At 69.7% G+C, this 12,841-nt stretch carries 12 protein-coding genes; 4 read left to right on the top strand and 8 right to left on the bottom strand.

Features of this window, described 5'->3' with window-relative positions:
* Window positions 1-31 precede the first annotated feature (31 nt).
* From SY2F82_RS02635 to SY2F82_RS02650, 4 genes are all read right to left on the bottom strand, one after another.
* Window positions 32-892, bottom strand: coding sequence for a glycoside hydrolase family protein (locus tag SY2F82_RS02635; protein ID WP_200417267.1), 861 nt, complete (start codon window positions 890-892; stop codon window positions 32-34).
* Window positions 893-894: 2 nt separating this feature from the next.
* On the bottom strand, window positions 895-1,704 hold the full coding sequence (locus SY2F82_RS02640) for a thaumatin family protein (protein WP_200417268.1): 810 nt from the start codon (window positions 1,702-1,704) through the stop codon (window positions 895-897).
* A gap of 45 nt (window positions 1,705-1,749) precedes the next feature.
* The gene (locus SY2F82_RS02645) at window positions 1,750-2,487 is read right to left on the bottom strand and encodes a chitinase (protein WP_200417269.1); all 738 of its coding nucleotides are present in this window, start codon (window positions 2,485-2,487) and stop codon (window positions 1,750-1,752) included.
* A gap of 374 nt (window positions 2,488-2,861) precedes the next feature.
* Entirely contained in the window at window positions 2,862-3,485 is a 624-nt protein-coding gene (locus SY2F82_RS02650; protein WP_200417270.1) for an ABATE domain-containing protein, read from the bottom strand.
* Between the two features lie 21 nt (window positions 3,486-3,506).
* Between SY2F82_RS02650 and SY2F82_RS02655 the strand changes: the two genes are divergently transcribed.
* Window positions 3,507-3,965, top strand: coding sequence for a VOC family protein (locus SY2F82_RS02655; protein ID WP_200417271.1), 459 nt, complete (start codon window positions 3,507-3,509; stop codon window positions 3,963-3,965).
* A gap of 288 nt (window positions 3,966-4,253) precedes the next feature.
* Here SY2F82_RS02655 and SY2F82_RS02660 read toward each other — a convergent pair whose 3' ends face one another.
* From SY2F82_RS02660 to SY2F82_RS02675, 4 genes are all read right to left on the bottom strand, one after another.
* A complete protein-coding gene (locus SY2F82_RS02660) occupies window positions 4,254-5,255 on the bottom strand; it encodes a glycosyltransferase family A protein (RefSeq protein WP_200417272.1) in 1,002 nt (333 codons plus the stop codon).
* A 136-nt stretch (window positions 5,256-5,391) separates the two neighbouring features.
* Window positions 5,392-5,775 carry a hypothetical protein gene (locus SY2F82_RS02665; RefSeq protein ID WP_200417273.1) on the bottom strand — a complete coding sequence of 128 codons (384 nt, stop codon included), beginning with the start codon at window positions 5,773-5,775 and terminating at the stop codon, window positions 5,392-5,394.
* Window positions 5,776-5,940: 165 nt separating this feature from the next.
* Window positions 5,941-8,340 (bottom strand): glycosyltransferase, encoded by a 2,400-nt coding sequence (locus SY2F82_RS02670; RefSeq protein WP_200417274.1) that lies wholly within the window; start codon window positions 8,338-8,340, stop codon window positions 5,941-5,943.
* A 278-nt stretch (window positions 8,341-8,618) separates the two neighbouring features.
* The gene (locus tag SY2F82_RS02675; protein WP_200417275.1) at window positions 8,619-10,001 is read right to left on the bottom strand and encodes a glycine--tRNA ligase; all 1,383 of its coding nucleotides are present in this window, start codon (window positions 9,999-10,001) and stop codon (window positions 8,619-8,621) included.
* A 160-nt stretch (window positions 10,002-10,161) separates the two neighbouring features.
* Here SY2F82_RS02675 and SY2F82_RS02680 point away from each other — a divergent pair, with 160 nt between their 5' ends.
* Genes SY2F82_RS02680 through SY2F82_RS02690 form a run of 3 tightly spaced genes read left to right on the top strand, consistent with a single transcriptional unit; the run spans window position 10,162 to window position 12,826 of the window.
* Window positions 10,162-11,121, top strand: a complete 960-nt coding sequence (locus SY2F82_RS02680) for a metal ABC transporter substrate-binding protein (RefSeq protein WP_200417276.1) — start codon at window positions 10,162-10,164, stop codon at window positions 11,119-11,121.
* A 17-nt stretch (window positions 11,122-11,138) separates the two neighbouring features.
* Window positions 11,139-11,924 (top strand): metal ABC transporter ATP-binding protein, encoded by a 786-nt coding sequence (locus SY2F82_RS02685; RefSeq protein ID WP_236041059.1) that lies wholly within the window; start codon window positions 11,139-11,141, stop codon window positions 11,922-11,924.
* Window positions 11,924-12,826, top strand: coding sequence for a metal ABC transporter permease (locus SY2F82_RS02690; RefSeq protein WP_200417277.1), 903 nt, complete (start codon window positions 11,924-11,926; stop codon window positions 12,824-12,826). Before SY2F82_RS02685 ends, SY2F82_RS02690 begins: the two co-directional genes overlap by 1 nt.
* The last annotated feature ends 15 nt before the right edge of the window (window positions 12,827-12,841 follow it).

Raw genomic sequence — 12,841 nt, forward strand, 5'->3', positions numbered from 1 at the left:
GGAAGGAGAGGAATCCGCGCGGGAACGGGGGTCAGCCCGCCGCCCGGTACGCGGCGCCCGCCTGCGTGGCGGTGGTGCCGTTGTAGAGACCGGTGCCGTCGCCGCGGCTCGTGGAGAGCGTGAACCACGCGTACCGTTCGACGTACGACAGCGACTGGAGCAGGTCGGTCGACTGTTTGATGAACGCCGCCTGCTGGGCCTGCGTCGGATACCTCGGCGTACCGGACGAGAAGTCGATCAGCGCGTACTCGGTGATCCAGACGGGCTTGTTGTAGCGTTCGTGGACGCTTTGGATGTACGTCCAGAACTGGCCGACCGCGTTGGCGGTGTTGAAGTCGGCGCCGTACCAGTGCAGTGGGATGAAGTCGACTCGGTAGCCGCGCGAGGCCGCGCCCTGCAGGAAGCGGTCCAGCCAGCTGCCGGCGGCGTTCGCGCCGGTCGCCACCGCGGGCGCGCCGAGTCTGAGACCGGTCGACTGCAGCCGCGGCCACAGATCGAGCGCCTGCTGCACGGTCATGTTGGCCTGTCCCGCCATGTCGGGTTCGTTGAAGCCGAGCAGGGTGCTGCCCTGCTGCTTCGCCTGGTTGAGCTCCGCGTCCGTGACCGAGCCCGGCCCCCAGATCATGGGGACGAACTCGACGCCCGCGGGCGCCGTTATCTGCCCTCGGCCCGAGGACCAGGTGTAGAACCAGCCCACCTTGGAGTCGGCGAGGTCCTGGGTGACCCCGCTGAAGTTCCAGGCGCTGATGCCCTTCTTCTTCACGGCGGCGGCCGCCGTGTCCGGCACCGCCGGCGCGGTGGCTGCGCTTGCCCGGCCGCCCACGGCGAGCCCGGCCGGAAGCGAGAGCAGCCCGGCGACGACGCTCCTTCTGCGCAGGGAGTCCGACGGCATGCTCAGGCTCCCTTGTGGAACTCGACGGTGAAGCCGTTGCACCGGCTGCACTGCTGCATCACCTGGTTGCCGGGTTCCTGGTCCTGCTTCGACCAGCCGTAGGCTCGCGGGCAGTTGGTCGCGATCATGTCGCTGTAGGCGGTCTTGGCATCGCGGTTGGGGTTGGTGCAGAGCATGGGCGTGCCGTCCGCCCACCGGGTCAGATCGGCGGCCGGGCACTTCGGCAGCAGGTTCTGGGAGCAGCCCTGGGTGGCGCAGCCGCCGCCGCTTCCGGTCACGTTCACCGGGGTGATGGTGATCGGCACGGAGAAGGCGTTGACGTAGCTGACGTCGTACCAGGGCGCGAGGCCGTCGGCGCTGTCGAAGTTGAACTCCGCGAGGCTGACGGGTTGTTCGGTCTTGTTCGGGTCGCACTTCTGGGCGTACACGCCGCAGTCGCCGAGTTGGCAGTGGAAGGTGCTGCCGACGGTGCCGCCGCATCCCATGCGGGCGAAGAACTTCCCGCGCCAGTGGCCGGGCGCCGCGGTCTCGGGGATCGTCACGGTCGCCGACTGGCCGGGGTCCAGGATCGGCAGTCCGGTCAGCGGCTTCGAGCCGTCGTCGTTGACGGTGCTGCCGATCCAGATCCGGCGTCCGGTGTGGTTGACGAAGGTGACGGTGTGGTTGGTGGCGGCCGCTGCGGCGGGCACCACCCGGTGGGCGGCGGCGCCCGCAGACGTCTTCGTGTGGGTCTGCGCGGGCGTCTGGTGCGGTGCCAGGGCCACCAGCAGGGCGGCGGCCACGGCGGCCAGAGTGGTCAGGATTCTGCGCACAACTCCTCCGTCGCGCGAGTCATGAAGAGCGGTACGAAGGTGGCTTCAGCAGGTCACCCTGTCGCCCGGGGTCACGCCGAGGATCTGCGCGAACTGCCGGTAGAGGTTGATCCGGTCCTGCATCTCGGCGGGGTTGCGGCCGTTGCACTCGACGGCGCCGTTGATGCTGCGGATGGTCTCGCCGAACCCGGCCCCGGAGACCATGGCCTGGTGGGGTGTCATCGTGCCCGGACCGGACTGGGTGTTCCAGTACCACAGCGCGGTCTTCCAGGAGACCTGGCCGTCCGTCGCCACCAGGTCCGGCTGGTGCAGCAGGTCGATCCCCAGCGCGTCGCCCGCCGCCTTGTAGTTGAAGTTCCAGCTGAGCTGGAGCGGGCCGCGCCCGTAGTACGCCGCCTGTCCGGCCGGGCAGCCGTAGGGGCGCGTCGTGTCGCAGTACGTCGGCCAGTTGGCGGTGTTCTGCTCCTTGATGTACCGCAGGCCGCCGGTTTCGTGGCCGACGTTCGCCAGGAAGGCCGCCGCCTCCAGCTTCCGGTCCCGGTCGTTGCCGGTGTGCGCGAAGGCGGGGTACGCGCCGGTCGCGTTGGCCAGCGCGTCGTAGGTGTAGAAGGCGTTCTTGTTCGGGAACATCTGCTGGAACTGGGCCCGGGTCACGACGAAGTCGGCCGCGTCCGCCCGCGCCGGCACGCCGACCTGGGAGGCGGCGGCCGAGGTGGGCAGGACGAGCGCCGAGACGGCTGCCGCCGCGGCGGCAGCGGCCACGAGGGCACGTCGAATGCGCATGACTGTCTCTCCTGAGGGATTGGGGGGTGGCTCGCGTGAGGCTTCGGCAACGTTGTCAGCAGCTCATTGTTGAGTGCATGACAGCAGCGCCTCACGGGATCTCCTGAGAGCGCTCACAGGATCTGACGGGCCCTATGACAACCATCCGGGCAGGAACCTGTCAATGGTCCGGACCACATGTCGCGCCTTTCCGGACATCCTGCGGCCCCGCCGCAGGTGGGGCCAACTCCGCGTGCGCCGACACCCGTTGATGCCGGTCATGTGGCGGGTTCGGTTCCACTTGTGCGGGGAGCGGGGTCCGGACGGGGTGGATCACCAAAGGTGGGGACGGCCGATCATCGGCCGGATCATGCCTTCTGCTCCCGTGAAGAGCGTCACGCCTCCTCGGCCCGGCGTGCCCGAAGCGTGCGGACCTTGTGCCGGTTGCCGCAGTGCTCCATCGAGCACCAGCGGCGGCGGCCCGGGCGGGACGTGTCGGCGTACACCAACTGGCAGTCCTCGGCGGCGCACATGCGGATGCGGTCCGCGAAGGGGCCGGTGAGCAGGTCCACGGCGTCCCGGGCCACTGTGGACAGCAGTTGCGTGCCACTGCCGGGGCCGGCCCAGGTGCGCGTGCCGTCCGCGTCGATCGCCGGGACGAGGGGAGGCCGCCGGGCGGCCTCGTTGATGAGACGTACGTCGTCGAGGGCGGCCGGCGACGTCCCTTCCGTCCGCGCGAGAACGACCCGCCACAGCGCGTCGCGCACCCTCCGAGCCGCCGCCACCTCCCCCTGTGTGATCTGCAGGACCGGCGTCGGCGCCAGCCGGGACCGCCGCGCCCACCGGACCAGATCCGCCGGCTCGTGCAGCACCTCGTAGCGCCGGAAGACCCCCGGCCCGCCGGTGGGCAGCAACTCCAGGCTCAAGGCTCCCGCGTCGAAGCGGAACTCGGCCCCGGTACGCGACCGCAGCACGAGTCCGGGCGTACCGGCGGCCCGCCTTCTGGACGACGACTCCATGTAACCAATATAAATGGTTACATGGCAGCCCCACTGGACTGGAAACTGGTCGTCGACACGCACGACGCCCCCGTCCTCGCGGACTTCTGGGCGGCGGCGCTGGGGTACGAGGTGGAGGACAACAGCGCACTGATCAACCGTCTGCTGACAGCCGGTCAGCTTCCGGAGGAGGCGGTAGCGGAGCACAACGGCACTCGGATCTTCCGGGGCTTCGCCGCCATCCGGCACCCGGACGACCCGTACGACAAGGAGACGGGCATCGGCCGGGGCCGCCGCATCCTCTTCCAGGACGTCCCCGAACCGAAGTCCGCCAAGAACCGCCTCCACCTCGACGTGCACGCCGGCCCGGACGCCCGGGACACGACGGCCGCCCGTCTGGAGTCCCTGGGCGCGACCCGCGTCAGGGAGGTGGACAAGGGCCCGGCCGGGCACTGGTGGGTCATGCGGGACCCGGAGGGCAACGAGTTCTGCGTCGCCTAGCCGCCTGGCCCTGAACGTGTTCGGAACGGCCCGACGCCCACCCGAGGGACGGTGGCCCGTCGAGCGGCCGCCCGAGCACCTCCAGGCCGCCTCTGCCACGACTTCGGACCATCCGGCGGCGGCAGGCCACGCCCAGGGCGTCGAGTCGCTCGTAGTGGACGGCCATCCGCCGCTCGGAGTCGGCGAAGCCCCGCTCCTGCGGCGCGCCTCGGGAGCTTCGCGGAGGAGCGCGCCGGTCAGGACAGCGGCGCGCAGTCACCGGCTGCCGGAGCAGACCGCCTTGGCGCTCTAGGACACGGCGGAAGCCGTCGGGGCGGGGTCGTTCTCCCGGATGGGTGGGGCGGCGGGGTCGTTCTCCCGGGTGCTCGTGGCGGCGGTGCCCGTGTGGGCGGCCAGGGCCTTCTCCAGACGCCGGATGTGGTAGTACTGCACCCGCGTGGTGCGCTGCAGGGCCATGACCGCACCGAGGAACTGGTCCATCTCGGCGGCCCGGGTGAGGATGTCGTCGGGTACGTTCTCGTCCCGCAGGCAGGCTTCCGCGTCCTGAGCGAGTACGGCGTGCGCCCAGCCACGGGTGATCGGCTTGTACAGACCCGGGTGTTTGACCACGATCCGCGCCCGGATGGCGAGGTCGTTCTCCGCGGCTTCCAGATGCAGTCCGGTGTCCTTGTTGCGCGCCCCGAACAGCGGCTCATGGATGTGGTGGGCGTCGAAGCCGTGCTCGACGCAGCCGATCCAGAAGTCCCAGTCCTCCCCCGCTCTCATGCTCTCGTCGTACCCGCCCACGGCCTGCCACGCCTCACGGCGGTACAGCGAGCAGTAGAACATGATCAGCCGCTGGAGCATCAGTTCCCGGCTGTAGGCGGGGAGGGGCATCGCCTGCGGGGGCAGGTCGTCGTCGGTGAAGGTGAAGACGTCCGTCGACGCGATGGCGATGCCGGGGTCGCCGTCCAGGACCGCGACAGTCTTCTCCAGCATCGTGGGCGCGATCACGTCGTCGGCGTCGAGCGGAAGGATGTAGCGGCCGGCGGCCGCCTCGATCCCGGTGTTGCGGGCGGCGGAGACTCCGGCGTTGGCCTGCTGGAGCAGCCGGATGCACCGGTCGGGGTGGCGGGCGATCAGGCCCTTCGCCACCTCGGCGGTGTCGTCGGTGCTGCCGTCGTCGACGATGACGAGTTCCCAGTCACGGAACGTCTGGGCGACGACGCTGGACACCGCGTCGGGCAGATAGCGGGCGTAGTCGTGGCAGGGGATGACCACCGAGACCACAGGGTCGAAACCGTGGGGCATGAGCCGTCTTTCGCTCGGAACGGAAGGGGGGGACGAGGAGCGAGGACCACGGGCGGCAGGCCTGCGCGATGTCGGGCGCGGGCGGCCCCCCCGGCCCTGCGTCAGGGCCACGTCGCAGCGGACCCGCCGATCACTGCTAGCCGATACGCAGGCCGGACGCGTAGGAGCGGTCGGCGTAGTCGGAGTAGTTGCCGGAGCCGTGGTGACCGTGGTGGTGACCGTAGTCACAGATGATCACATTGGACATGGACGGGCAGCAGTGGCTGTAGTCACTGATGGTGACGTTGGCCATGGACGGGCAGCAGTGGCTGTAGTCGCTGATGGTGACGTTGGCCAGGTTCTTGCAGGGTCGCTCCGCCCCCGGTATGAGGGTGGCGTCGCCGCTCATCGGCTGCCCTTGGTGCGCGTACGGGGCCGACGCCGTCAGGGTGTCCTGACCGAGAGCAGAGGCGTAGGCGGCCTCCGCGGTGTTGAGTAGTCCGGCGGTTGCCAGTGCGGCCGGGAGTGCCAGCGAGGACATGACACGAGCTTTCACGGTAGTGCCTTCCTGTCGGGGAAGCTGCCCCGGCATGCCGGCGGCCTTCACGGCAGGGGCAGCAGCGCCACAGTAGGATTTGCATACATAGCGTGGCAAAATGATTACGCTATGCGAGTGGCGGGGGGCGACGTAGCGGCACCGTGCCGCTCAGGACGAGGACAGGGCCGCGGTGTCCGCCGGTTCGGGGGCATGGTGCGGATGCAGGACTTCCAGGTCGGGCAGCGCCCAGCAGGCGGTGCCCATGTCCCGGGCCATCGCGGCGAGGCCCTCGGTCTCGATGAGGTACTGGTACGGGAAGGACGGGAAGTTCAGGCCGTCACGGTGCAGGTCGGCGCGCACCAGCAGTACGGTGCCGCCGACCGAGTCGACGCGGATGAGGCCCTTCCCGCGCAAGGCGTCGAGGTAGATCCGGCCGAACCCCTTGGGCGGCTGCAGAATGCCGTCGCGAAGCCACTGGGACCAGTTGAGCGTGCGGGCGCCGGGGTGGAGCACGAAGGTGTTGAGGTCGAACGTGGGACCACCGGCCGTGCTGGCACAGTGCGGAACGACGATGTCCTTGCGCGCTCCGAGCAGGCGCTGGACGAGGTCGGCCGGGTAGCCGGTGACGTCGACGTCGAGCCACAGCACCCACTCCTCGTCGGTGAGGGCTCGGGAGAGCAGATGGTTACGGGCCTTGGCCAGGACCGACCGGCGTCGGCGCTGGACACCGGGCTCCCAACGAGGGCCGGTCAACTGGAGTCCGAAGTCCCGGTGCACCAGGGTGACCCGCCGGTACTCGGCCTTAAGGCCGGGCAGGGCCTGGCGCAGCAGTTCCGGGGTGGCGTCCTTGCTGTCGCCCTCCAGCAGCCCCAGGGAGATCGCCTCGCGCGGGTAGTCGAGGGAGCGAAGCCCCTCCAGATAGCCGGGCAGGAACGCGGCCGCGTCCTTGACGGGGGTGAGCACCAGCACCCGGGGCCGCTCACTCGCCGGGCCCGGGGCGGGCTCGACGTCCGCCCGCGGCCGTCGCTCGGACGCCCGGGCGGCGGGATGGGTCTCGGCGTGGACGATGTCCTCCGGCTCGATCGGCAGCCGGTCCGCCATGGCCAGCAGCCGCTCGGCGTAGGCGCCGGGTTCGGCCCAGACCTCGGTCGCCACCTCGAAGTGCTCGGCGAAGTGGGACTCGTCGAACGTGTTGCCGCCGTGACAGACGTACGTGTACAGCTCCGGTGCGTCGACCGACACGACCCGGCCGGTGCGGACCAGCTCTTCCGCCACGGGTGTGTCCTCGCCCCGGCGAAGCGCCGGATAGCGCGGCATCCGGTCCTTGGCGCAGATCATCGACCCTTCCCAGACCCGCGCGCAGGAGATCGCGAGTTTGTGGCGAGCGGGCCACCACAGCCGTTCACGGGCGAGGAAACAGGCATCGGCGCCGAGTGCGAGGATCGCCGCCATCTGCGTCTCGACCCGCTCCGGGTCGTACAGGTCGTCGTCGTCCCACTGGCATACGTACGCTCCGGTCGCCCGGTCCACCGCCTCGTTGCGCAGTTCACCGAGCGGCCGGCCCTCAGGGGGGAGCCGGTGATGGCGGATCCGCGGGTCGCCCAGCTCGCGGATGTGCTGCTCGAGACCGTCGTCCGTGCCGTCCTCCACGACGACCAGTTCCAGGTCCGGGTACGTCTGCGTACGGAAGCATGTGATCGCGCGGCGGGCCGTCGACGAGCGGTCCTTGGTCACCATCAGGCAGGACACCGTCGGCGTGGGCGCGCCCGAGGCCCAGCGACGGCGCTGCGCGTCAAGGCTGAGCACCCCCTCGGCGAGCGGGTGCATCCCCTGGCTGGTCCAGAACGGGAACCGCTTGCCGGCCGAGGTCCGCGGCGTTGCGGGGATGTCGGGCGTCCAGCTGCCGGACCAGTGGTGCACGGCGTACGCATGCTCGTGGTTCGACTGCTGAGGGCCGAACAGCTCTGTCGCGTAGGGGCTCACCTCCGGATACAGGACTTCAGGGTCGAGGACCGTGACCGAGGCGGGCTGCGGGGCGCTGTCGACGGCCCTGGTGAGGAAGAAGGGGCCGGTGGCGTCCAGGGCACCGGGCGCCCGGTGCGCGCCGACCAGTTGCCGGTGCACGTGGGCCCAGAAGGGGTGGCCCGGACGTGACGCGATGAACGCGTTGCCGACGATGCGGCGCAATCCGCGTTGGCGGGCCAGCAGCAGCCGTGTGTGCGCCTCGGGTTCGCAGCCGAGGACGAGTTCCCGTCCGTCGAGGAGTGCGTCGACCGGCTTCAGGCACTCGAAGTCCATGTCCACGTAGAGCCCGCCGAAATGATCGAGCAGGAAGTAGCGGATCGCGTCGGCCCGCATGATCCCTTCGGGGTAGCCGTCGTACACCGGCAGGAACCAGGGATAGTGCTCCTGGAGGAAGGCACGGTTGTCCGCGTCGGTCCACAGCCGGTATCCCCAGCCGGGATGATGCAGACGCCAGGAATCGACCCACTTCTGCCATTTCTGAGGTACGTCGGTGTCTTTCCAGGTCTGATGGATCAGGGTGGGAATCTTCTCCGGTGTCCGCATACTCGCAGTATGAAGATCCTTTTTCCGTTGAAGTGGATCCGGCAGGACCTGCCGACCCGATCTTCACCCGGGCGGCAGGGCGGCACCGGTCGGCGGTGCATCCCGACCGCCGAGTGCGCTCCCAAGGGGCGCGAGGAACTGCGCGACCAGCCACGACGAACCCGCACCCTGCGAACAAGATCGCGAAGCCCCTCCGGCGATCCGCGTGAAAAACGCCGGGCGAGCTGGAATCCCTCCAGCTCGCCCGGCGTCGTCGTCCCGCGCGGAGTGCCCAGCGCCTAGCAGCCCAGGAGCCGCCCGGCCAGGTACCCCTCGATCTGGTCGAGAGAAACCCGCTCCTGCTTCATGGAGTCACGCTCACGCACCGTCACCGCGTTGTCCTCCAGCGTGTCGAAGTCCACCGTCACGCAGTACGGCGTACCGATCTCGTCCTGGCGGCGGTAGCGGCGGCCGATCGCGCCCGCGTCGTCGAACTCGATGTTCCAGTGCTTCCGCAGCGCCTGCGCGAGACCCTTGGCCTTCGGCGACAGCTCCGGGTTCCGGGACAGCGGCAGCACCGCGACCTTCACGGGAGCCAGGCGGTGGTCGAGGCGCAGCACCGTGCGCTTCTCCATCTTGCCCTTGGCGTTGGGCGCCTCGTCCTCGACGTACGCGTCGAGGAGGAACGCCAGCATGGTGCGCCCGACACCCGCCGCGGGCTCGATGACGAACGGCGTCCAGCGCTCGCCGGCCTCCTGGTCGAAGTAGGAGAGGTCCTGGCCGGAGGCCTTGGAGTGCGCCGACAGGTCGTAGTCCGTGCGGTTCGCGACGCCCTCCAGCTCGCCCCACTCCGAGCCGCCGAACTGGAAGCGGTACTCGATGTCGGCGGTGCGCTTGGAGTAGTGGGAGAGCTTCTCCTTCGGGTGCTCGTACCAGCGCATGTTCTCCTCACGCAGGCCGAGACCCGTGTACCAGTTCCAGCGCTCCTGCATCCAGTACTCGTGCCACTTCTCGTCCTCGCCCGGCTTGACGAAGAACTCCATCTCCATCTGCTCGAACTCGCGGGTGCGGAAGATGAAGTTGCCCGGCGTGATCTCGTTGCGGAACGACTTGCCCATCTGCGCGATGCCGAACGGCGGCTTGCGGCGCGAGGTCTGCTGGACCTGGAGGAAGTTGGTGAAGATGCCCTGCGCGGTCTCGGGGCGCAGGTACGCGATGGAGCCGCTGTCCTGCGTCGGGCCGAGGTGGGTGGAGAGCAGACCCGAGAACTGCTTCGGCTCGGTGAACTGGCCCTTGTTGCCGCAGTTGGGGCAGTTGATGTCCGCGAGGCCGTTCTCCGGGAGGCGGCCGTGCTTGGCCTCGTACGCCTCCTCCAGGTGGTCGGCACGGAAGCGCTTGTGACAGGAGGTGCACTCGGTGAGCGGGTCGGTGAAGGTGGCGACGTGCCCGGAGGCCACCCAGACCTCGGTCGCCAGGATCACCGACGAGTCGATACCGACGACGTCCTCGCGCGACGTCACCATGTAGCGCCACCACTGGCGCTTGATGTTCTCCTTGAGCTCGACACCCAGCGGTCCGTAGTCCCAGGCGGCGCGCTGACCGCCGTAGATCTCGCTGCAGGGGAATACGAAGCCACGGCGCTTGCTCAGGCTGACGATGGTGTCGATCTTGTCGGCGGCCACGGTGCTCTCTTCATTACGACGACGGGCGACGAAGCGAGACGCTTCAAAGCGAATGCTTCAGGGTACCGGCGGTGGCTCCCTCTCAATCAAATCGGTGCCGTCCACAAGCCCACACAGAGCTTGTTGACAACGGTTTCCATGTTTGATGAAAATGACTGTCATGAACGGACGACGACGCCTCATATCCGGGACCGCGGTCGCGGCGGCCACCGCCCTCGGGCTCGGAGCCCTCTCCGCGTGCTCCTCCTCCAGTGCCGCAGCGGGCGACAGCGGCAGGTTCGACGTCGTGGCGTCGTTCTACCCGCTGGCCTTCCTCGCCGAGCAGATCGGCGGGTCGTACGTCCACGTCACCAGTCTGACCCAGCCCGGTCAGGAGCCGCACGACCTGGAGATCAGCGCCAAGCAGACCGCGCAGCTCCAGGAGTCCGACGCGGTCCTCTACCTCAAGGGCCTGCAGCCCTCCGTCGACGACGCGGTGGCCCAGTCCGAGATCAGGACGAAGATCGACGCCGCCTCCCTGACCTCCCTGGAGAAGCACGGCAACGAGGTCGGCGGGCACGCGGCCGCCCACGACACCCACCAGGGCGAGGAGACCGGCGGCAAGGACCCCCACATCTGGCTCGACCCGGTGCGCTACGCCCAGGTCGCCAAGGGCGTCGGCGCCGCCTTCGAGAAGGCGGACCCGAAGCACGCGGACACCTACAAGAAGAACACCGAGGCGCTGGTCGAGAAGCTCGACGACCTGAACACCCAGTACGCGGACGGACTGAGGAACACGAAGACCAAGGTCTTCGTCACCACGCACGCCGCCTTCGGCTACCTCGCCGAGCGCTACGGCCTCACCGAGGAGGCCATCAACGGTCTGGACCCCGAGTCCGAGCCCAGCGCCGCCCGCGTCCGCGACCTCGAGAAGATGGCCAGGGCCGACGGCGTCTCCACGGTCTTCTACGAGACGCTGGTGAGCGACAAGACCGCGAAGACCATCGCGAAGGACGCGAACCTGAAGACGGACGTCCTCGACCCGCTCGAGGGCATCACTGCGAAGTCCCGCGGCCGCGACTACTTCCAGGTCATGGAGTCCAACCTCAAAGCCCTGCAGACCGCCTTGGGCAGCAAGTGATCGCAACGGAGGACGCCATGGGCGCCATGGACGCGATGGGCGAGCCCGTCATATCGATGCGCGGCGTACGCGCCGACCTGGGCTCGCGCCCGGTCCTGCGCGGCATCGACCTCACCGTGCACCGCGGTGAGGTGGTCGCGCTGCTCGGGGCGAACGGCTCGGGCAAGTCGACCGCCGTGCGGAGCATCATCGGCCAGGTGCCGGTGAGCGCCGGGGAGATCGCACTCTTCGGCACCCCGCGGCGCGCCTTCCGCGACTGGCGGCGCGTCGGGTACGTGCCGCAGCGCACCACCGCCGCGGGCGGCGTGCCCGCCACGGTGACCGAGGTGGTCTCCTCGGGCCGCCTGTCCCGGGCGCGCTTCGGCATCCTGCGCAAGGCCGACCACGAGGCCGTACGCCACGCCCTGGACCTCGTCGGCATGGCGGACCGGGCCAAGGACTCCGTGGGCGCCCTGTCCGGCGGTCAGCACCAGCGCGTGCTGATCGCCCGCGCGCTCGCCTCCCAGCCGGAGCTGCTGATCATGGACGAGCCGATGGCGGGCGTGGACCTGGCGAGCCAGGAGGTGCTCGCCCGGACACTTGAGGAGCAGGTGGCCTCCGGCGCCACCGTCCTGCTGGTGCTGCACGAACTGGGCCCGCTGGAGCCCCTGATCGACCGGGCGGTCGTCCTGCGCGACGGCTGCGTACTGCACGACGGCCCGCCCCCGAAGGCCGTGGGCCAGCACGCCCTGCCCGGCCACGACCATGTCCACCCGCACGACGCCGCGGGCACCGAACCGATCCGCACGGGACTGCTGAGCTGATGGACTTCCTGAACTACGCCTTCATGCAGCGGGCCCTGCTCGCCGCCGTCCTGGTCGGCATCACGGCCCCCGCCGTCGGCATCTACCTCGTCCAGCGCCGCCAGGCCCTGATGGGCGACGGCATCGGCCACGTGGCGATGACCGGCGTCGGCCTCGGCTTCCTCCTGTCCACCTCACCGGTGTGGATGGCGACGGCCGTCTCCGTCCTCGGCTCGGTCCTCATGGAACTGATCCGCTGGTACGGGAAGACGCGCGGCGACATCGCGCTCGCGATGCTCTTCTACGGCGGTATGGCCGGCGGCGTCATGTTCATCAACCTCGCGCCGGGCGGCTCCAACGCGAACCTGACGTCGTACCTGTTCGGCTCGCTGTCCACCGTCTCGCAGTCCGACGTGGTGGCGATCTGCCTGCTCGCGGCCTTCGTCGTCCTGGTCACCCTCGGCCTGCGCCGCCAGCTCTTCGCGGTCAGCCAGGACGAGGAGTTCGCCCGGGTGACGGGCCTGCCGGTGCGCGCGCTGAACCTGCTGACGGCGGTCACGGCGGCCGTGACCGTGACCGTCGCGATGCGGGTGGTCGGTCTCCTCCTGGTCTCCGCGCTGATGGTGGTCCCGGTGGCGGCCGCGCAGCAGCTCGGCCGCAGCTTCGCGGCGACCTTCGCGATCGCGGTCGCCATCGGCGTGACCGTCACCCTCGGCGGCACGATCACGTCGTACTACCAGGACGTGCCGCCCGGCGCGACGATCGTGCTGCTGACCATCGCCGCGTTCATCGCACTCACCGCCCTCGCCACTCCGCTGGCCCGGCGACGCGCGCGGGCGCTCGCCGCCGCACAGCCCTCCGGGGACCCCGCAGAGTGCGCGATTCCGGCCACTCGGGGGGCCGGCGACGAGGTCGGAGTCTGACCGCGCACAGGCCGG

The organism is Streptomyces sp. Y2F8-2, from assembly GCF_014905555.1.
In the GTDB taxonomy this organism is placed as follows: domain Bacteria; phylum Actinomycetota; class Actinomycetes; order Streptomycetales; family Streptomycetaceae; genus Streptomyces; species Streptomyces cynarae.